The following is a 19343-nucleotide window of genomic DNA, read 5'->3' on the forward strand; positions in this document are numbered from 1 at the left end:
AGTTTTGAAAAGATATTTGAGAACTTTATCGGATATCCAGATGACGAAAGAGCTTAAAAAGCTAAACAACAGATAAAAGAAATAGGCTGGTACCGCAAAAAACTTTAATAGTTTATTTGCGTAAATCTGAAAAAATACTTTAGGTAAAAACTCAGCAGTAAGAAGAATAACAATCGTTGAGATTATGGTTTGACTTAATAAACTAAATTCTGACACAAAAGCAGAAAGCCATTGTAAATTTTCGCCGAAAGGCACACCCTCCAACCAATATTGAAGTACATCCCCCATATAATATCCATACACAACTAAGGCAATATTATTACCTAATAGCATGGTTGCTATAAATTTTGAGGGTTTTTTGGTAAGGCGAGTGAGGATTTTTGAAAGAAGGTCATTTTGCTTTTTCTCTATCTCAATATGAATCTTATTTGCTGATATATAAGCAATCTCCATCCCTGAAAAAAAAGCAGAAAGAATGAGCGAAATACAAATAACCACTATGCTACTCTCAAGTGATTCCATTTAAGGTTGATTCCTTTTTTCAAATTTCCTTCTAAAATGTCTTCTAAAGAAAAACACTCCTACACTCACTGCGGTAAAAAAGAGAAATAGGTATGCCCTACTTCTATCTATATTCCATTGAGAAAATGTTTCATAAGCAGCTAGTACTGCAATAATTACATAAACCCATTCTGTATATTTTGCGAAACGAATCATTCTTTTTCTTTGGTTTCTTCTGTTTTAGTTTCTTTTACGTATTGTTTACTTACATTGTTTAAAGATACAAAATTTGTAAAGTCTTTATCTGAATCAAATAAGTCTCCATCATTACGAGATCCATCTGCTGTTATAAGTGTGTAGGGCTGGTCTGTAAATATCCAATTATTAGATTGATCCCAGTATAACTGTTGTGCATATAAGGTTACAGAATCGGCTGTAAACAGTGTCACATCTTGACGTAAGTCTATTAAATTTGTATTCTTATAGTGTATGGCATACTTTGAAGTAATAACACTTTCTTTTCCGTTATCATCAATAAAAACAACCTCCACACCTTCTGGAAATTCATTGTACGGAAAACTAGCATTACTATAATCTTTAAGTAATGGCGTTTTAAGATGTGCGGTTACTTTGCCTGAATCTGTATATTTAAGATTGATACCCGTTCCTTCTGCGATGGCTGCATCTGATTTGATACGCATTTTACGAATCTCTTCTCCTTTTCCCTTACAACTAAAACACAAAGTCACAGCAAAAGCTGTGACTAAGTATAGTATATATGTTGTTTTTCTTTTAATCATTATAGATTAGGAACTCGTATACTTGATCCTATCCAACATCCTATAGAGATTGTTTTACCTCCCATATTTGCATTAAAGATCATTGCTTTGTCTGGTGCTGTCGCTCTGTACGAATCTGCTGTTGCATTTGCATTTTTTGCTAATGATGGACTTACACGACCAGCTCTTTCTGCAGTATTTGCAGCTAACCAATATACAGCTCTTTTATCAAATACTGAATCTCCACAATTATTTGCACTAGCGGCATACATAGCTGCTATTCTTAAGTAGCATTTACCCATAGATGGAGATTCTGCTAAAGCTTTGTTATATAAACCTCTTGCTTTACCGTAGCTTCCACTTCTTCTTGCTTTTTCTGCAAGTCTATAATATGCATCAGCTCTTTCTTTAGGATCTGTCTCAAGATCTATAGATTGCTGATAGTAGTTTTGTGCCGCAGCATCATCACCTTTCTTTTCTGCAAGAATTCCTAAATATTTTGCAGATTTTGCAGACGGTTCAAGGTTATGTAATTGTGTTACTAGCTTTTGGAATAAATCTGAGTCTGTACAGTCTTTACCAGCAAGACGTCCTGCTGCTTTGCGTATCCAATTAATATCACTTTTATTTTCTTCATATCCTTTATTATATAAAGGAATAAGATTTTCGCAATTTCCTAATTCTCCCATAGCACCGTCAGTACTACTACCAAATATTGCAAAAGCCTTAAGGTTAGTCTCATATCCCTTTTTTCTTCTAGCTTCTTTAGATGTCAGTTCTGTCCCAGCATCATCTTTATCTAATAGCTTTTGCAATTTAGAATCTAGTTTTGTTGCTTCTTTATTAAGCTTTTCTTGAGTCTCATCATAAAGGTCAAACACATCTTGAAGTGGTAATGAATTTTCTTTAAATAAATCTACTGCAAGTTTAAAACGTGTGTAAATACTTTTTGGACTACTGATTGACTCTGCATCTTTAGCAAATGCTGCATTGAACGCATCGTATTGAGATTTTTTTGTCCCTATTTTATAATCAAAAAGGATTTGTGCTTGGTCTGCCGCATTATTTCCAGCTGGTGTTTTTGATGGAAAATATTGCTCACGTTGTTTTAAAAACTCAATAAGATCTAGCGCTACTGCTTTTTCTTCAGCACCTGTTGCATTTTTCAGATCTTCTTTTAACAAACGCTCTCCATATTGATATAAAGCAAGTGACCATTCAGGACAATCCTTTCTTAATTTTTCAAAAGAGGGTCTAGCAGCTTCGTAGTTTTTAACTTTTGCAGCTTCTACAAAAATAGAACCCGTAGTAATACACTCCTCGCTTATTTGTTGAGCATTTAGATTTGTAGTTACAGTCATCATCAATATGATTGCTGCAAAAAGTGTAGTTAATTTAGTTTTCATAATCTAGTTTTTGTGCTATTAATTAAATTTACTTTGGATAAACCAAATATCATTAAGAGACAAGCTAATTCCTATATTAAGGAAGTCTTCTTGTACTAATCCTGAGTTTGTTGTTCCCCGCTGTCCGTATTCAAAAGTAAAGTTAATATTACTTAATCTTCGTCCCGCTGGTAGTCCAACTCCAAAAGATATGCCAAACTCATTAATATCTTCATTTCCTATAACAATACCGCTTTCTTCATACCTAAATCCTGCTCTATAAGTAACTCTTTCAAAGTAACTTGACACAGAATTATACTTAGGAATATAAAATCCTCCTAATCGAATTTGAGAGGCATCCTCAAAGCGTGCATTCTCTATGGCAAATCCTCTATTAGTAAAAGTACTGTTTTTTTGACTTGTATATTCTGCACCCACAAACCATTTATCGGGCTCTCCCAATCCAGCTCCTAATGTAATAGAAGAAGGAAAATCAAAGTTACTATCTCCTACAGGAACATCAATAATATCTAAATCTTGCAATAAGCCTAAATTATTAGATACAACCGAAGATACCTGACGTTCATTTTCAGACCTAACCTCTGTGGTTGGCACATACTTTACAGAACTACGAAGCTCTAACTTGTCTGTAATCATGTGGTCATATTGTGCACCTAACTCAAAAGTAAAGCCTAATATATCAGAACGATTGCGCTCACGAGTTCCCAACTCTGCTTCTTCCAGTATACGAAGTGTCTCATTTTGGATATTACCAAAGTTATAATTAACAGTAGCTCCTACATAAAGACCTTTTATCAACTCATACCCTCCAGATAAAAATACGCGATTCACACCTCCTCTTCCAGAAAACGTATTAGTACTTACTCCATCATCATCATTGAGATCATAGCCTACTGATGTAAAAGGAACAAGTCCAAAACTTACACCTGCTTTTTTTGATACTGGAAAACTAAGTGCTAGATAATCTATAGAAGTTATAGATGTTTTGTCTTCATTGATCCCATCTTTTAAAGTCTCTTCTGTATGACTCCCTCCTACCGTAAAAGTAACAAATCGCAAGCGACCCAACTGCGCAGGATTCAATAAATTAAGATGTAAACTATCACTATAAACCCCCATACCGCCCATGGCACGGTTTTCATAAGTCCCTCTAAATTGTTGTGTCCCTATTCCGTAAAAGGAGTATGGAGATGCAGTACTACCTTCCTGTCCATAGGCAATTCCAGCTATCACTAGCATTACTGCAATACTTATTTTTTTAATCATTCGTTCGTCTTAATATATAATTTAAGCCCTCCATCAAAAAATTAGAGTGCGCAAAGATGCTATTTTTTAATCGTTTTGACAAGATTTCTGCGTCTCCTCCTGTCAAAATAACGGTATCTACGTTAAAATCACTTTTATATTGGTCTATTATACCATCCATTTCTTTTATAACTCCTACCATGACGCCAGAGTGAATTGCAGTCTCTGTACTGTTCCCAACAATAGTTTCTGGCATATCTACATCCAATAAAGGAAGATTTGCGGTCAGATTATGCAATGCTTGATATCTCAATTGGATGCCTGGCGATATAGCTCCTCCTTTATAATGTCCCGCTGCATTTATAAAATCGTAGGTAATACAAGTACCTGCGTCTATAATTAAGCCATTTTTTTCTGGGTACGCTTTCGCGAAAGCGGCCACCAACGCCATCCTATCTACTCCTAAAGTTTCTGGTGTCGCATAGTCATTTACAAAAGGGAGCGGTGTGTTATGCGATAATAGTATTGTAGGAAATCGAAGCTGTACCGATCTTGATTGCTCCTGTGACAATCTCCCTACCGAAGATATGATCGCCTTTTTTATAGGATACTCTGCTATAAAAGCACCTAAACTTTCTATAAACTGAGGTAATGCAACCGCTTTTTTTGCGATCATAATATCATCGTCAAAAACTGCGACCTTCACTCTAGTATTCCCGACATCGATAATGAGTTGCATATCTTATAGTATGTCGCCAAAAATACAAATTGAAAAGTACTACCCTGTTAATAGAATCGTAAAAGACTGCGAGCTTGCGTAAATTAATAGGTAGTTAACAAAAATTGAGGGTTATTAACATGGTGTAAAATTTTATGAGAGTTCAAAATCATTTTTTAGTAAGTTTGTAAACATAAGTCGATAAGTTATACAATAACATCAAGTGCATTTATTTCATAACTAGCGGGATATGAGGGAAATTTGTTCCATCATTAATAACTCAAACCCCCACAAATTATGGAAAAAGTAATTCTAGCAATTGCATTTGCCCTTGCTGTTCTTGTAGGTACTACTACAGACACAACCCCAAATGAAACAAAAATTGAAAAAAAAGACTACAAACCGCCAATATACGGATAGAAGAAAACGTTTTATTATTGGAGGTGTGATTGCATTTTTACTTGCAATCACACCTTTTCTATTTTACCTATATAAATATGCTCCATCTGACTCTACCACATGGAAAACTAATTTTTACACGATCAAAAGTGGAGGGTTTGGAGATGTACAAAGCTTTGTACACGCATTATTTACAAAAATAACTTTCATCACCATAACTACTTTATGGTTCATCACTTCAAAAGATTGGTGGAAATGGGCAATTCTAATTCCACTTATTATGTTTTTATTCCAGTTACTAGGAGTACTCTATCAACACTCACCATATATGGACGAGTTTGATTTTTGGTATTCACTACCCATTATTATACCTATTGTTGCTTTTTTAATCTGGATAAGTCATGAACTTAATAAAATTATAGGGGATCTTGATCTTAAAGATGAGATAGAGAAAGAGCTAGAGAGTTATAAGAAAAATATATAATTGATTAAAATTATTGTTCTGCCTCAGGCGGTCTTCCTTTGAGTCGTTTTTCTATTTTTCTTTTTTTAACTGTAAGCCTTTTCATAACATCCATGAGTTCAGGGTCTTTTGTTTCCTTATAAATCTCATTAATTGCGAGTATAAGTCGTTTTGCTTCTCTAGAAGCCACCACCCTATCACTCGTAGACATATTCCTCATTTTGGCTTTTTCAAAAGCGATTGCTTCTTTTAGCAAATCCATATTTTTAAATATTTAGGTATATAAATATAGAAAAGAAGTTTTAGAAATTGTTTATTATATAAACAAAAAACCCGATCATTTGATCGGGTTTTTATGTGGTACCTCCAGGAATCGAACCAGGGACACACGGATTTTCAGTCCGTTGCTCTACCAACTGAGCTAAGGTACCTCGCTAATGCGGGTGCAAATATATAACCTTATTTAAATATGAACAACAACTTTTTTATAAAAATTAAACTTCCTTATTATTTTTAATTTACAAACACACAAAATCAGCGATTTAACAGATCAAATTGTTAAATAAAACCATTTGCTTAAATTTTTCGTAAGTAATTGGACAGCATTACGATTAATTATACTTTAGCCTACAGCAATCAAACACATTATGGCAGACCAATATTACGACCCAAAAGATCTTAGAAAATTTGGAAAGATCACAGAATGGAGTGAAGAATTAGGAACAAAATTCTTTGATTATTACAGTACTGTCTTTGAAGAAGGTGCTCTTACTGCTCGTGAAAAATCACTCATAGCCTTAGCTGTCGCACATACAGAACAATGTCCTTATTGTATAGACGCATACACAAAAGATGGTTTACAAAAAGGAATTACCAAAGAAGAAATGATGGAAGCTGTCCATGTAGGCGCTGCTATAAAAAGTGGTGCCACGTTGGTACATGGAGTCATGATGATGAATAAAGTAAACAAATTAGACGGATAAGGTATAAGCTTTCGCGAAAGCTTATAAAACTTAAAAACGATAGCCGCCTAGGCGGGAAATGAATATGGGAGCAACAAAATCACTTCAGAAAAGCGAAAACGAACTAGCCGATGCCAATCGGCAGTTAGAAATACTCTCTAATGGTATTTTCCAAAATGGAGAATTACCCACTTTTGCAAGAAAAATAAAGGAAAGCAATCAATTTCCGTTACGCCCTCGCACATTAGAAATCCTACAAATCAATGTTGGGTATATGTGTAATCAGGTATGTGACCATTGTCACGTAGATGCAGGACCTGATCGAAAAGAAATCATGACTTGGGAGACCATGGAGCTATGCTTAGAAGTCATACGCAATACAGGCGCACACACCCTTGATCTTACAGGAGGCGCTCCAGAAATGAATCCGCATTTTAGACGTTTTGTAGAAGAAGCCAGTAAAGCGGGGATCAAAGATTTTATTGTTCGCAGTAACTTGACTATTATCAGAGCCAATAAAAAATATTACGACTTACCTGAGTTCTTTAAAAAACATAACGTACACGTCATCTCATCAATGCCACACTGGACTAAAGGGAAGACAGATAAGCAACGTGGAGATGGTGTTTTTGACAAATCTATCAAAGCCCTTCAAGACCTCAATGCTATAGGGTATGGGATGCCAGATAGTGATTTACGACTTGATTTAGTATACAATCCATCAGGCGCTTTTTTACCAGGAGATCAAGCTAGTATGGAAAAAGATTTCAAAAAAGCATTACTAGAAGATTTTGGAATTCAGTTTCACAATCTATTTGCAATTACCAACCTTCCTATCGCTCGATTTTTGGATTATTTGATCGCTTCAGAAAATTATGAGGACTATATGTATCAATTGGTAGAAGCATATAATCCGACGGCAGTCGCAAATGTGATGTGTACCAATACGATTTCTATAAGTTGGGATGGATGGTTATATGATTGTGATTTTAATCAGATGTTAGGACTTAAAGTCAATTCAAAAGTTAAACATATCTCTGAGTACAACGAAAAAGTTTTAAATAATCGAGATATTGTCATCTCACAGCACTGTTATGGCTGTACAGCTGGTGCCGGCAGTAGTTGCCAAGGAACTGTAACGTAGTAGATCACTTCAAAAGTGTTGAAACTCAGATACCCTTTAGAATATATATGAGAGTATTAATTATCATTTTATTTTTTATATCAGGCCCCATCACAGCACAAGCGCCTATAGATTTGGCATTGGACACCTACAATGATCGCTCGGTTCCTTATATTTCTGTAGAAGACTTATATAAAAATAAGGATGGATACCTCATCATAGACACACGAAAGAAAAAGGAATTTTTAGTAAGTCATATTCCTAATGCTGTATGGGGTGGTGAAAAATTGGATGCGTCCGCTTTCGCGAAAGCGTACCCAGACAAATCAAAACCTATCGTCGTATATTGCTCTATCGGAGTACGTTCTGAAAACTTTGGCGAAAGCCTGCAAAAATTAGGATATATCAATGTGTACAACCTTTACGGAAGCATTTTTCAATGGAAAGACAAAGGATATACCCTCATAAATTACCAAAAGAAACCAACAGATAGTGTACACGTATACAGTAAAGAATGGGCAAAATATTTACAAACTGGAATCAAAGTATATAAATAGTGAGTACAGAAAACACAAATAATGTTCTTCTTATTTTTACTCGAAATCCAGAATTGGGTAAAGTAAAAACCCGTCTAGCAAAAGGTGTTGGACAGGAAAATGCACTTACTATTTACAAACAATTAGTACAACATACACATGACGTTGTTGTACAAAATAAGTGTACTAAAAGAGTTGGATATTCTGTAAAAGTGAGAGAAAATGATTTATGGGAGACTTCGCTCTTTGAAAAATTCCAACAAGAAGGCAATGATTTAGGAGAACGTATGGAACACGCCTTTTCAGAAGCCTTTGCTGACGATTATAAAAAAGTAATCATTATAGGGAGTGATCTTTATGATCTACAACCGCATCATCTAGAAGAAGCATTTGATGCTTTAACAACGCATGATACTGTTATTGGTCCTGCAAAAGATGGCGGTTATTATTTATTAGGAATGAAATTTCTTATTCCCAAAGTTTTTGAAGATAAAGAATGGGGTAGTGACTCCGTGCTTAAACAGACATTAGAGAATCTAACATCATACACAGTCCAAACATTAGAAGAACTCAATGACATTGATATTGCTGAAGACTTACATCCGTATCCAGAGTTTACCAAATATTTAGTAACGAATTAAAAACTACAATTATGAAAAAAAATACGATCCTACTCATTGCTTTTATAGCACTCTCTTTTACTACGTATGCACAATGCGCTAGAGAAGGCGCTTTTGCCGCTATAGATGATCCTGCTCAATATCCTGTTGCTGGAACAGGTTCTATCTTATTTGAAACTGACGGAACAAAACAAGTGGTCTTTGGAGATGATTTTGCCACCGTACAAGGAATAGAATTACGCGTATTCCTAACTACTACAGAACGTCTTAACCAAGGCGGAACTGAACTGGAAGTAACCACAGAACCTTTACAAGATGATAATGGCGGACAAGACACGAATGATCCTATTACAGGAATGAAGGTGTTTGATGTGCCAGACACTGTAAATCTTGGTGATTTCTCATACATCATTATACAATGCGTACAGGCAGACGTATTATGGGGACGTGTTGAGTTAGGTCAAAATGAAGGAGCAGATTGTGCAACACTCGCTGTTGAAAATAACACATTTGACACCGTGAAAATTACACCAAATCCTATGCGAGATCAATTTTCAATCTCTGGACTAACCACTCAAGATACTGAAATAGCCATTTTTGACATCTTAGGAAAAAAAGTTTATACGCAACAACATGTAACAAATCAAACCATTACTATTTCTTCATTAAAAACAGGCATTTATATGATGACACTGATTTCTAGAGATCAAAAAACAACAAGAAAGCTGATTATTCAGTAATTATACATTATGATAAAAATTATTCAAGAGACTACAGAATACCTCAAAAGCAAAGGATTTGACAATCCAGAAATAGGAATTATTTTAGGAACAGGATTAGGGCAATTATTAGATCATATACACATTATCAGAGAAGTAAGCTATAATCACATTCCTAACTTCCCAACAGCCACTGTTGAATTCCATACAGGGAAATTAATTTATGGAACCCTAGAAGGTAAGAACGTTATTGTGATGCAAGGACGTTTTCATTTATATGAAGGGTACTCGCTTACAGATGTAACGTTTCCAGTACGTATTATGCACGCATTAGGCATTAAAAAATTATTGGTATCTAATGCTGCTGGAGCCGTAAATCTTGACTTTAAAAAAGGAGAGTTAATGCTTATTGATGATCATATCAACCTACAAGGAGGATCTCCACTTGCCTTTAAGGGTGTTGAAAGACTAGGAGAACGTTTTACAGATATGAGTGCTCCTTATGATGCAACAATGAATACTGCTTTAGAAAAAATAGCACAATCAAACGGAATCAATTTGCATAAAGGTGTATACGCATCGGTAGTCGGTCCTCAGCTAGAAACAAGAGCAGAATATAGATATCTCAAAATTATAGGAGCAGATGCTGTTGGAATGAGTACAGTACCAGAAATCATTGTGGCTAACCATTTAAATCTTCCAGTCAGTGCGGTCTCAGTTCTCACTGATGAGTGTGACCCTGACAATTTAGAACCTGTGAATATTCCTGAAATTATAGCTATGGCAGGAAAAGCGGAACCAGACATGATCACATTGTTTACAAAATTAATAAAAAATTTATAAAGACAACCCCTTACTATTTTATACCAAAACAGATAGAAATATGAGTTATTTAGATGCCACAGTAGATGTATATAAAGAAGCTGCATTAACCCCAGACGTAGGACTTTGCTGTACGACAAATCCTATCTGGGAGCTACCCGGATTAAAGATTCCTAGAATTATGCAAGAAATGAATTATGGATGTGGTAGCACTGTAAATGCTAGAGATCTTACCAACGAACCAAAAATGTTGTACGTAGGCGTTGGCGGTGGTATGGAGTTATTACAGTTTTCATACTTTAATAGACATAAAGGAGGTGTGGTAGGCGTGGATGTTGTAGACGAAATGCTGGAAGCATCCCGCAAAAACTTTATAGAAGCCGAGGCTATGAATCCTTGGTTTAAAAGTGACTTCGTAGATCTTAAAAAAGGAGATGCCCTTAACTTACCCGTAGCCGATAACACCATTGATGTCGCTGCTCAAAATTGCCTTTTCAATATATTCAAAGCAGCAGATTTAAAAAAGGCTATCGAAGAGATGTACCGTGTATTAAAACCACATGGTCGTTTAGTCATGAGTGACCCAACGTGTGAACAACCTATGAATGAAGAATTACGTAATGATGACAGATTACGCGCACTTTGTCTAAGCGGTAGTCTTCCTATAGCCGAATACGTAAAAGCACTTACAGATGTAGGCTTTGGCACTATAGAAATCAGAGCTCGTAAGCCATACCGTATTTTGAATCCTGCTGATTATCCTACAGAAGAACTGATCTATATAGAATCTATAGAAATTGCAGCAATCAAAGACCCTATGCCAGAAGATGGTCCTTGTGTATTTACAGGGAAAGCTGCTATTTATTATGGACGTGAAGATTATTTTGATGACAAAAAAGGACACATCCTTTTAAAGAATCAGCCATTAGCTATTTGTGATAAGACCGCACAAGCGATTGCAGATTTAGGACGTGACGATATTTTTATTAGTGAATCTACATTCCACTATGATGGAGGTGGTTGCTGCTAATTCTCTTATAAAATAATAGATCAAAAAGAGGATACCATACAATAGCTATCCTCTTTTTCTTTATACATGGATAGCTATTAATTTGTAATAGAAAGAAATAACAATTTATATGTAAGTATGGCGCAAATTTTGGACTACTGCTTGTGAATGTTTTCTTTTCATCAAAGAATACAAATAGAACAAACACATCTATAAAATTAAACAAATGAAATATTATCTAATTGTATTAATTCTTATCAGTGGCTTATTAATGTCTTGTGGGGGAAGCAAGAAAATAGTCAATACAGAACAGACTAATCAAACGACTGTCGCTAAAGAGGAAGTCAAAGGAGAAATCGTCATTAAGCGTAACGCACCAGAAGTTGAAACAGACATGATGGATACACCAAAAGAAGAACCTAAAAAGGAGACTTTAGTTGTTCCTAATACAGATGTAAAACCCAATGATGGAATCATGGTAGATACTCCTATCCCTGCCAAAAAACCATTAGAAGCTTTTGATCATGCGAGTTACAATGATCTCGTTGCAACGTATGTTTCTGATCAAGGAAATGTCAACTATAATGGTTTTAAAAAAAACTGGAGTACTTTAAGAAAGTACATCAAAGCATTAGGCGAAAATATGCCTACAGACCAATGGACCACAGAAGACAAACTTGCTTATTGGATGAATGCCTACAATGCTATGACCGTAGATTTAATTCTTCGCAACTACCCTTTAGAAAGTATTAAAGATATTAAAGATCCGTGGGGACAACGTTTTTGGAAGTTAGGAGATAAATACTATAACCTTGAAGAGATTGAACACAAAATACTTCGTAAAATGGGAGATGCTCGAATTCATTTTGGGATTAACTGCGCCTCATTCTCCTGTCCTCCATTATTAAACGAAGCTTTTACTGCTCAAAAAGTAGATGCGCAATTAGATCTGCTTGCAAAACGTTTTGTGAATGATAAAAAACGAAATACAATTACAACAAATAGTATTGAAATCTCAGAAATTTTCAATTGGTTTGCAAAAGATTTTAAAACCAACGGATCACTCATTGACTTTTTAAACAAATATTCAGATACTCCTATTGCTGAAGATGCAAAAAAGAGATACAAAGATTATAATTGGTCATTAAATAAATAGACTTGGGAACGCCCAAAATTTCGATCATCATCCCTACGCTAAATGAAGCCGAGAATATTTCTCGGCTTTTGAAGCATCTAGCAGTTAGTAAAACAGCAGATAACGCTATCGAAATTATTATTGTAGATGGTGGTAGTGAAGATAACACTCCTGCTATCATACAGAAATATATCCAACAAAATAGTACAGATTACATTACACTCATAACGGCTCCTAAAGGACGTGCAAAACAAATGAATACAGGGGCTGCTATCGCAAAAGGTGCTATACTTTATTTTTTACACGCAGATAGCTTTCCGCCAAAAGGCTACGATCAAGATATTATGAACGAAGTATCCAAAGGGAATCTTGCTGGATGTTTTAGAATGCGTTTTGATAGTAATCATTGGTGGTTACGTCTTGCTAGTTGGCTGACTCAATTCTCTTGGAGAGCCTGTCGAGGGGGCGATCAAAGCCAATTTATTACGAAAGAATTATTTGAAAAATTAGGCAAATACGATGAACGATTTATTATTTATGAAGATAATGACCTCATCAATAAATTATATGCTCGCGATGAGTTTGTAGTCATTAACAAGAAAATCACAACCTCATCGAGACGCTATAAAAACAATGGCATCTGGAAACTACAATATCATTTTTGGGCTATTTATGTAAAAAAGTGGTTAGGCGCTTCTGCCGAAGAACTACACGAGTATTATAAAAAGAAAATTGTTTCTTAGGTGTAGGGCACTAGTCATAAGAAAAACTAGCGAACCAAAATTCAAGATCAAGTATTCTGAAAAGATTCTGATACTACGAGTCCCTTGTGATAGGTAGCTGAGTACGCTTTCGCGAAAGCGTATAATAAACCTCTAAATGCATCAATCATAACACGACTTCTATACTTAAACCCTTATAGAAATGTTATTACAAATCACCTATCAATTCTATAAATGTACCGTCAGGATCTTGTATAAGCACGAATGTTTTTCCGTTGGGCAACTGTATCGGGGTCTCTCCTAAGGTCGGAATGTTATTCTTTTTAATACGCGCTATAGCACCAGCCATATCTTTAGGAAAGATCGTAATATATTGCATCCCCGTATCATCCTGAATGTACTTTTGTTTTGGGTGTGTTGCCTCTTTCTTAAAACTCATTAATTTCCACTGTGAGGCTGTAGGCGTATCTTCTAGCTTCAATACGGTCACATCAAAAGGCAATCCACCTGTAAGACCTGTGCGTTTTCCTATATCATCCGTGACACTAAATCCAGGGACTTCTATCATTCCTACAATTTTAGTATAAAAGATTTTTGAAGCTTCAAGATCAGATACAATGACCCCTACGCTAATTCCATTTTGTTCAAAGTCTGTTTGTGACTGTATAGATAAACTCATGGTTATTGTTATTAAAAAAAGTGCTGTTTTTAGTATGTGTTTCATCATGTTTTTTCTTTTAAAAATATTGTCCAATCCCAAATACAAAACCACTCGTTGCGCTTGGGGTAATTCCATATCCGTAATCAACTCTAAAGGTAGCATTAAATATCTTCTTATGTATGAATCGCATTCCTAATCCAGGATACACTCGTATATTCTGATCATCGCCAAAATCACCTAAATCTCCTCCTGGATTACGCCAACTCCCTGCATCTATAAAAACATTCCCTTGAATAGTAAACCACGACTTATCTACTAATGTATATCGATACTCCGTATTTAAAACAATAACGCCCGTACCGCGATCAATTGTGTTTCCAACCCCACGTACATTTAAGTTATTGTCTACAGAAAAGGGAGCAAAGGGAGAATCTGCATTGGTCGCTAAGCCTAATCGCAATCGATTTGCCCAATTTCCTTTCTCACCAACTCTTAAAAAGTACTGAAAATCATTCCACCAAATTAAAAAATCAGGTAAGGTCTCATTACTTGCAATGACATATTGGATATTAAATGTACTCTTAAATCCATGGATATATTGATAATAATAATCTAACGTATCATACTCATAAACACTTTTGAAAAGCAACTTATCCACGACAAGTTCTTGAGGTACTGCATCACTCGTCGCTCCAGACAAATACTCATAATCTTCTGAAAAAATAGTCACCCCTGTTTCTATACGATGTCGGAAGTTAAAGGCGTACAACCCTAAAATCTCAAAAGAAGTATTATTATACTTATAATCTGCAATGCCTTCCTCTAAAAACACGGGTTCTTGGGTTGTTAAACTTTGGAAGTTCAAAGCAATCCCAATCTTATTATTGAATACAAAAGGAGCTCTTAAATTGATCCCAAAAGAATCAAAAATATCTCTTTGATAAAAACCACCAAAAGCAATATTACGACCTAAAGCGTTAAACTCATACAGCCCTGCCCTATAAGCAAATTCATCATTATTAGTAGTATATATATTAAGTTGAGGATTGATTGTAAAATTCTCTTCTATATTGTAAAAGACATTGTATTGATGATCATTAGAATGAAAAACTTGATAATATGCGTGTGAGACTGCAGGAAGGCGTTTTAACCGAATAATATCTTGCTCTAAAACTATGGAGTCTAAAATTTTTCCTCCTTTTGCATCGCTTATCAACTTTACAAAAGAACTTTTAAGGCGTTTATTTCCTTGAACTTTTACATCTGCTATTATATAGGACTCCTGCGAAAATCCATGAATAGAAAAGCATAAAATAAATAGCACTAAGACTGAGTTGTTAAGCATTATCTTTTGTAGTCGAGATATATAAACATTCGTTCTTTAAAAAAATTGACCAATTCCGAAAACCAATCCGCTGGTTTCATTTTCTCCTAATCCAAATCCGTAATCTAGTCTAATGACTGCATTAAAAATACGCTTGTGTATAAAGCGCAATCCCAACCCAGGATTCACTCGAATCGTACTTCCATCAAAAAGCTGATTGATATCGTTGCCAGGTGTACGCCACGAACCTGCATCTATAAACGCATTACTCTGGATAACAAACCATCCTTTCTCTAAAAGCGTATGTCTGTATTCTGTGTTAATGACCACAGACGCTGTCCCACGATCTACCGTATTTCCAACACCTCTAATATTAATTTGATTATCCAAAGCAAAAGGTGCAAACGGAGAATCTCTATTAGAGGTAAATGATAAACGCAATCTATTTGCCAGATTTCCTCGTTTTCCTATTCTATAAAAATATTCCAGATCATTGGTGCCAACAAAAGCATCTTCCAAAAATTCTTCCCCTCCTGAGTTAAATATATACTGCACATTTGCCTGATTCCTAAATCCAGAAACATATTGATATTCAATATCCAGATCATTAAACTCGTACTCACTTATAATCCCTACGCTGTTTGCCTCTAGTTGATCTGGCAATCCTAAATCAGGTTGATTTGGTTGTACTAGATAATCTTGACTTCCAATAGTAAAACCTAATTCTGCTCTATTATGAAAGTTAAATTCATAAATTAAACTCGCTTGAAACGCTCTATTCTGAAATCTAAAATCTTCTGAGATCTCTTTAGTTTCCTTAAAAATAGGTTCAAATGTAACGTTGTCTTGATAATTTATCCCAAGACCAAACTTATTTGTAAACAGGAATGGAGCTTCCCAAAAAACACCAAAAGAATCAAATACATCTCTAGAATAAAACCCGCCTGCAATCTGCCCGCGTCCAAAAAGATTAAATTCAAATGCCGAAACTCTAAAAGCAACATCCTCATCATTATTTGCTTGTGATACTCGTATTCCCGGAATAATGGTAAAATTTTCTACAATCGTATAGGTAAGTGTATAATCGGTTTCAGAGTTCTTGACGATAGTTGATGTTGCGTTTGCAATCCCAGCTAATCTATTAAGACGATCTACATCTGTAGCTACTTTTAAAGAGTCGTAAACACTGCCAGGCTTTACTTTTATGAGTCTTCTCAAAAAGGATTCTTTGGTACGTTTGAGTCCGTTTATTTCAATTTTTGTAACAATTGCTTCTTGCGAAATCGCCAGAGAAGTCACCATTAAAACCAACAATACGATGGTTTTTTTCATAGCATTTTTTTTGAGATTGAAAATTTTTAGACGAAATCTATAATAGATAATTACAGAATACAACAGCAAATATCAAAACCTACAAAAAATAAAATCAAACCTAAAAATACTCTCTAATATAAATTTGAGAAAGGGTATTATCCGCTTCTGCCTGCCAGCAGACAGGAGCGTAAAAAGACTCATTTTACAAGAAAACTAGTCTCTACATATTTGAGATAGTAGTATTAATTCTTTCCGTAGTATTCCTTTATAACAGACTCAGCAGGTTTATTTTGAGGTGTAAATCTATTATTAGAAGTCCCGCCCGAAGTTGAATGATCAATAAACCATTTCCAGATAAATCCGCCAGCAAACCAATCTTCATTCCATACGGCTTCAAAAGTTGCCTTTGTTGTATTTGCTTGTGCCTCTAGGTTTACAGTTGTTAGTGTTCGATCTGTTGTCCATGGTTCTTTTGCTGTAAAATCAACACTACGATATCCCCATTCTGTAAAAAGAATTTTTTTGTTGTGTCGTTTTGAAAAGGCAGCTAACTCTCCTTTCCACCATCGCCATCCATCGATCACGCTCTCTACCGTAGGTGTTTGCATTTCAGATAAGGGGAAATACGCATCTACCCCAATATAATCCATTTGATTCCAAAAAGGGACTCGCTTATATTCATCCCAGTTGGATGCGTATGTTAGTTTTCCTTTATAAATCGTTTTGATCTTTTTGATAAGTGTATTCCAATACTCAGGTCGGTTTACTACAAATTGTTCTAACTCGGTTCCTATAGAAAATATATCCGTATGAGTCTCTTGTGCTAGTTGTGCATACTCCAGAATAAATTTTGAGTAGGATGCTTCAAGCATCTTCCACTTTTCTTCAGTATCCATTTTAAGATATCCTGTGTACTCTCCTCTCCAGATCCATAATTGAGGTTTGAGCATGATCTTAACATCATTAGCTTGTAATAACTTAATATATGCTTTGGCACCTTCTAGCCGCTCTCCATACCATTGCCTATCTGTGTTATATACAACCATAGGGTTATCTGACCCTCTTATAAATCCAAACGGCATCACTGCTGCATAATTAGCCCCTAGGTGTATTACCGGAGTTACGTGTTCTTGCGTTGCATTTTCTCGTGAGGCCACAAAACTAACTCCATTAATTTTCTGAGCTTTCGCAAAACTTGTTTGTAAAGCAATAGCCACTATAATAAAAACCCGAATACTAGAAGACATAGCTATTTTTAAAATTAAATTACGGAATTATACAAATACAATGATACTACATTCGTCATTACTTACTATAAAAAGATAAAACCCTAACAAAATTAGGGTTTTACTCTTACATAAAATAAGGCTCGCAAAGGGCATGTAACCGGTTTCAAAACTTTGCGAGACCTTTGAAATACGATAGCCTAGAAATATTAGGAAAAATAACTAGGCGATGTACTTATTTCTTAAAGGACATAACGAAGTCCTATGTTATACGATTCGCCTAATCCTGTAAAGGCACCTCCACCTCTCGCAAAATACGACCATAACCCTTCAATATTAAGCTGATCTGTCAATTGATATTTTACCCCTGCACCGACTCCAGTAAGGTCTTGCTCAAAACCATTATCTGACAAAGCAATCAGTTGGAAGTGTTGTACAAATACTTGTGCTGTAAATTTAGAGGTTGGGAAGTAACTTAAAAATGCCCCAGGAATTAAGCGAAGGCTATTGTTTGCAAAACTATCTTCTTCATCTCCAAAGTTTACTTCTGTGTTTAAGTCAAAAAATAATTGCCATTCTTTACTCCCGCCTATAGGAAGATCATAGAAAAATCTATTTTGTAACGTAAACCCATCTTGATCTAAGAAGACACCTTCTGCATCAGACTCGTCGCCAATTAATGAAATAAACAAAGAACTCTGCACCGAAAAGTTGCTCAGCGTTTTAAACGGAACAAACTTTACGCTAGGGGCAACATTAGTTAATCCGCTTCTTGCGGTTCCCCGCTCTCCATCAAAACTAAATACATCTAGTGCTCCTCTCCCACCAACAACATTAGAACGAAATTCCAAAATCGCTCCTACACTCACTCTTCTATTTTCTGACACTCCAAAAAAAGCATCAAGGGTTGATGTAAAAAATGTTTGTCTATCAATAGTCACCACATCTTCATTTGCATCTAACTGTCTTGTTTGAGTGAATAGGTTATTAAACCATTTTATATCTACTTGCCCTTTTCCTATCAACTTTGAAGGCGTTAAGTTTTGTATGACCGATCCAACTTGATCCTCGTCTGGATTGTCTTGAGCAATGGCTCCTACAGTAAATAATGTAACAAATACGAGTGTAAAAATCTTTTTCATTTTTTCTTTTTTGGTTTGTGCTTCCCTTGCCTGACCTATTTATAACAATACATCAGGCAGGAAGACTTTATTATGTGTAGTACGGATTATTTTACTTCGTTCAACGTCCAATCATACGGATAATAAGACACTTTTGCGTTTGTAGGAATCGCTTCTTTTCTGAAGGTATTGATGTAATCAATCTCATTTCCGTTTTGCGTAAAATCTGCTTTATACCATTCAAAAATTTGGGAGAGTTGCACTTTATTCCCTTTTACCTTAATAAAATTTGGATTATTAAGCGCTATGGTTGTTTGTCTCTGTAATTGGGTTTCTAGTTTTCCTGGTGTATACGCTTCATTTATAATGGGAGGACACCCTAAACCTGCACAGACTAATACAAAATGGAATCGTGCCTCCTGTGGAAATACTTTTCGAAGCAAAATATTTTCGAGTTCATTTAGTGTTGTTTTAACCCCTCCTAGCTCGTATGTGATTTTATCAAAGAAGCCTTTTATATCGAGCGGTTTCTTTAGTG

General features: G+C 35.4%; 23 protein-coding genes and 1 tRNA gene. 10 read left to right on the forward strand and 14 right to left on the reverse strand.

Annotated elements, in window-relative coordinates; genetic code table 11:
* The 6 genes from Q0505_RS12120 to Q0505_RS12145 all read right to left on the reverse strand — a co-directional run.
* Window positions 1–522 (reverse strand): CNNM domain-containing protein (locus Q0505_RS12120; protein WP_299213173.1); only part of this gene is annotated, 522 nt, incomplete at its 3' end.
* The gene (locus Q0505_RS12125) at window positions 523–717 is read right to left on the reverse strand and encodes a hypothetical protein (RefSeq protein ID WP_299213175.1); all 195 of its coding nucleotides are present in this window, start codon (window positions 715–717) and stop codon (window positions 523–525) included.
* Window positions 714–1301, reverse strand: coding sequence for an LPS export ABC transporter periplasmic protein LptC (gene lptC, locus Q0505_RS12130; RefSeq protein ID WP_299213177.1), 588 nt, complete (start codon window positions 1299–1301; stop codon window positions 714–716). The genes Q0505_RS12125 and lptC overlap by 4 nt, the downstream gene beginning before the upstream one ends.
* Window positions 1301–2686, reverse strand: coding sequence for a hypothetical protein (locus Q0505_RS12135; protein ID WP_299213179.1), 1386 nt, complete (start codon window positions 2684–2686; stop codon window positions 1301–1303). The genes lptC and Q0505_RS12135 overlap by 1 nt, the downstream gene beginning before the upstream one ends.
* Before the next feature lie 18 nt (window positions 2687–2704).
* Window positions 2705–3952, reverse strand: a complete 1248-nt coding sequence (locus tag Q0505_RS12140; protein WP_299213181.1) for a hypothetical protein — start codon at window positions 3950–3952, stop codon at window positions 2705–2707.
* Window positions 3945–4670 (reverse strand): type III pantothenate kinase, encoded by a 726-nt coding sequence (locus Q0505_RS12145; protein ID WP_299213183.1) that lies wholly within the window; start codon window positions 4668–4670, stop codon window positions 3945–3947. The genes Q0505_RS12140 and Q0505_RS12145 overlap by 8 nt, the downstream gene beginning before the upstream one ends.
* Before the next feature lie 349 nt (window positions 4671–5019).
* Between Q0505_RS12145 and Q0505_RS12150 the strand changes: the two genes are divergently transcribed.
* Entirely contained in the window at window positions 5020–5532 is a 513-nt protein-coding gene (locus Q0505_RS12150; protein WP_299213185.1) for a hypothetical protein, read from the forward strand.
* A gap of 10 nt (window positions 5533–5542) precedes the next feature.
* Here the strand turns inward: Q0505_RS12150 and Q0505_RS12155 are convergent, their stop codons facing one another.
* Both Q0505_RS12155 and Q0505_RS12160 read right to left on the reverse strand, forming a co-directional pair.
* Complete coding sequence (locus tag Q0505_RS12155) at window positions 5543–5773, reverse strand: hypothetical protein (RefSeq protein ID WP_299213187.1); 231 nt, start codon at window positions 5771–5773, stop codon at window positions 5543–5545.
* 96 nt (window positions 5774–5869) lie between these two features.
* Window positions 5870–5942 (reverse strand) — tRNA-Phe (locus Q0505_RS12160).
* A 216-nt stretch (window positions 5943–6158) separates the two neighbouring features.
* Here Q0505_RS12160 and Q0505_RS12165 point away from each other — a divergent pair.
* The 9 genes from Q0505_RS12165 (at window position 6159) to Q0505_RS12205 (ending at window position 13180) form a co-directional block, all read left to right on the forward strand.
* Window positions 6159–6494 carry an arsenosugar biosynthesis-associated peroxidase-like protein gene (locus Q0505_RS12165; protein WP_299213189.1) on the forward strand — a complete coding sequence of 112 codons (336 nt, stop codon included), beginning with the start codon at window positions 6159–6161 and terminating at the stop codon, window positions 6492–6494.
* A 64-nt stretch (window positions 6495–6558) separates the two neighbouring features.
* Complete coding sequence (gene arsS, locus Q0505_RS12170; RefSeq protein ID WP_299213191.1) at window positions 6559–7617, forward strand: arsenosugar biosynthesis radical SAM (seleno)protein ArsS; 1059 nt, start codon at window positions 6559–6561, stop codon at window positions 7615–7617.
* Window positions 7618–7664: 47 nt separating this feature from the next.
* Window positions 7665–8153: a rhodanese-like domain-containing protein gene (locus Q0505_RS12175; RefSeq protein WP_299213194.1), complete on the forward strand. Its 489-nt coding sequence runs from the start codon at window positions 7665–7667 to the stop codon at window positions 8151–8153.
* Window positions 8153–8773, forward strand: coding sequence for a TIGR04282 family arsenosugar biosynthesis glycosyltransferase (locus tag Q0505_RS12180; protein ID WP_299213196.1), 621 nt, complete (start codon window positions 8153–8155; stop codon window positions 8771–8773). The genes Q0505_RS12175 and Q0505_RS12180 overlap by 1 nt, the downstream gene beginning before the upstream one ends.
* An 11-nt stretch (window positions 8774–8784) precedes the next feature.
* On the forward strand, window positions 8785–9492 hold the full coding sequence (locus Q0505_RS12185; protein WP_299213198.1) for a T9SS type A sorting domain-containing protein: 708 nt from the start codon (window positions 8785–8787) through the stop codon (window positions 9490–9492).
* Window positions 9493–9501: 9 nt separating this feature from the next.
* Entirely contained in the window at window positions 9502–10314 is an 813-nt protein-coding gene (locus tag Q0505_RS12190) for a purine-nucleoside phosphorylase (protein WP_299213200.1), read from the forward strand.
* 40 nt (window positions 10315–10354) lie between these two features.
* Window positions 10355–11323, forward strand: a complete 969-nt coding sequence (gene arsM, locus Q0505_RS12195; protein WP_299213202.1) for an arsenosugar biosynthesis arsenite methyltransferase ArsM — start codon at window positions 10355–10357, stop codon at window positions 11321–11323.
* A 205-nt stretch (window positions 11324–11528) separates the two neighbouring features.
* Window positions 11529–12458: a DUF547 domain-containing protein gene (locus Q0505_RS12200; protein ID WP_299213204.1), complete on the forward strand. Its 930-nt coding sequence runs from the start codon at window positions 11529–11531 to the stop codon at window positions 12456–12458.
* 2 nt (window positions 12459–12460) lie between these two features.
* Window positions 12461–13180 carry a TIGR04283 family arsenosugar biosynthesis glycosyltransferase gene (locus tag Q0505_RS12205; protein ID WP_299213206.1) on the forward strand — a complete coding sequence of 240 codons (720 nt, stop codon included), beginning with the start codon at window positions 12461–12463 and terminating at the stop codon, window positions 13178–13180.
* 187 nt (window positions 13181–13367) lie between these two features.
* On the opposite strand, the gene Q0505_RS12210 is transcribed toward Q0505_RS12205, so the two are convergent.
* From Q0505_RS12210 to Q0505_RS12235, 6 genes are all read right to left on the reverse strand, one after another.
* Window positions 13368–13886 carry a VOC family protein gene (locus Q0505_RS12210; protein WP_299213208.1) on the reverse strand — a complete coding sequence of 173 codons (519 nt, stop codon included), beginning with the start codon at window positions 13884–13886 and terminating at the stop codon, window positions 13368–13370.
* A 10-nt stretch (window positions 13887–13896) separates the two neighbouring features.
* Entirely contained in the window at window positions 13897–15165 is a 1269-nt protein-coding gene (locus Q0505_RS12215) for an outer membrane protein assembly factor (protein ID WP_299213210.1), read from the reverse strand.
* A 36-nt stretch (window positions 15166–15201) separates the two neighbouring features.
* The gene (locus Q0505_RS12220; RefSeq protein WP_299213212.1) at window positions 15202–16476 is read right to left on the reverse strand and encodes a POTRA domain-containing protein; all 1275 of its coding nucleotides are present in this window, start codon (window positions 16474–16476) and stop codon (window positions 15202–15204) included.
* A gap of 224 nt (window positions 16477–16700) precedes the next feature.
* A complete protein-coding gene (locus Q0505_RS12225) occupies window positions 16701–17705 on the reverse strand; it encodes a glycoside hydrolase (RefSeq protein WP_299213214.1) in 1005 nt (334 codons plus the stop codon).
* A 221-nt stretch (window positions 17706–17926) separates the two neighbouring features.
* Complete coding sequence (locus Q0505_RS12230; protein ID WP_299213216.1) at window positions 17927–18826, reverse strand: hypothetical protein; 900 nt, start codon at window positions 18824–18826, stop codon at window positions 17927–17929.
* 86 nt (window positions 18827–18912) lie between these two features.
* The coding region (locus tag Q0505_RS12235) for a DUF547 domain-containing protein (protein ID WP_299213218.1) at window positions 18913–19343 on the reverse strand (431 nt) is incomplete at its 5' end.

This window comes from uncultured Dokdonia sp., assembly GCF_937910895.1.
Classification (GTDB): Bacteria; Bacteroidota; Bacteroidia; order Flavobacteriales; family Flavobacteriaceae; genus Dokdonia.

Coding starts and splice junctions, on each gene's coding strand:
- Q0505_RS12125 (WP_299213175.1), bottom strand. CDS start 717: ATGATTCGTTTCGCAAAATATACAGAATGGGTTTATGTAATTATTGCA.
- lptC (WP_299213177.1), bottom strand. CDS start 1,301: ATGATTAAAAGAAAAACAACATATATACTATACTTAGTCACAGCTTTT.
- Q0505_RS12135 (WP_299213179.1), bottom strand. CDS start 2,686: ATGAAAACTAAATTAACTACACTTTTTGCAGCAATCATATTGATGATG.
- Q0505_RS12140 (WP_299213181.1), bottom strand. CDS start 3,952: ATGATTAAAAAAATAAGTATTGCAGTAATGCTAGTGATAGCTGGAATT.
- Q0505_RS12145 (WP_299213183.1), bottom strand. CDS start 4,670: ATGCAACTCATTATCGATGTCGGGAATACTAGAGTGAAGGTCGCAGTT.
- Q0505_RS12150 (WP_299213185.1), top strand. CDS start 5,020: ATGAAACAAAAATTGAAAAAAAAGACTACAAACCGCCAATATACGGAT.
- Q0505_RS12155 (WP_299213187.1), bottom strand. CDS start 5,773: ATGGATTTGCTAAAAGAAGCAATCGCTTTTGAAAAAGCCAAAATGAGG.
- Q0505_RS12165 (WP_299213189.1), top strand. CDS start 6,159: ATGGCAGACCAATATTACGACCCAAAAGATCTTAGAAAATTTGGAAAG.
- arsS (WP_299213191.1), top strand. CDS start 6,559: ATGGGAGCAACAAAATCACTTCAGAAAAGCGAAAACGAACTAGCCGAT.
- Q0505_RS12175 (WP_299213194.1), top strand. CDS start 7,665: ATGAGAGTATTAATTATCATTTTATTTTTTATATCAGGCCCCATCACA.
- Q0505_RS12185 (WP_299213198.1), top strand. CDS start 8,785: ATGAAAAAAAATACGATCCTACTCATTGCTTTTATAGCACTCTCTTTT.
- Q0505_RS12190 (WP_299213200.1), top strand. CDS start 9,502: ATGATAAAAATTATTCAAGAGACTACAGAATACCTCAAAAGCAAAGGA.
- arsM (WP_299213202.1), top strand. CDS start 10,355: ATGAGTTATTTAGATGCCACAGTAGATGTATATAAAGAAGCTGCATTA.
- Q0505_RS12200 (WP_299213204.1), top strand. CDS start 11,529: ATGAAATATTATCTAATTGTATTAATTCTTATCAGTGGCTTATTAATG.
- Q0505_RS12210 (WP_299213208.1), bottom strand. CDS start 13,886: ATGATGAAACACATACTAAAAACAGCACTTTTTTTAATAACAATAACC.
- Q0505_RS12215 (WP_299213210.1), bottom strand. CDS start 15,165: ATGCTTAACAACTCAGTCTTAGTGCTATTTATTTTATGCTTTTCTATT.
- Q0505_RS12220 (WP_299213212.1), bottom strand. CDS start 16,476: ATGAAAAAAACCATCGTATTGTTGGTTTTAATGGTGACTTCTCTGGCG.
- Q0505_RS12225 (WP_299213214.1), bottom strand. CDS start 17,705: ATGTCTTCTAGTATTCGGGTTTTTATTATAGTGGCTATTGCTTTACAA.
- Q0505_RS12230 (WP_299213216.1), bottom strand. CDS start 18,826: ATGAAAAAGATTTTTACACTCGTATTTGTTACATTATTTACTGTAGGA.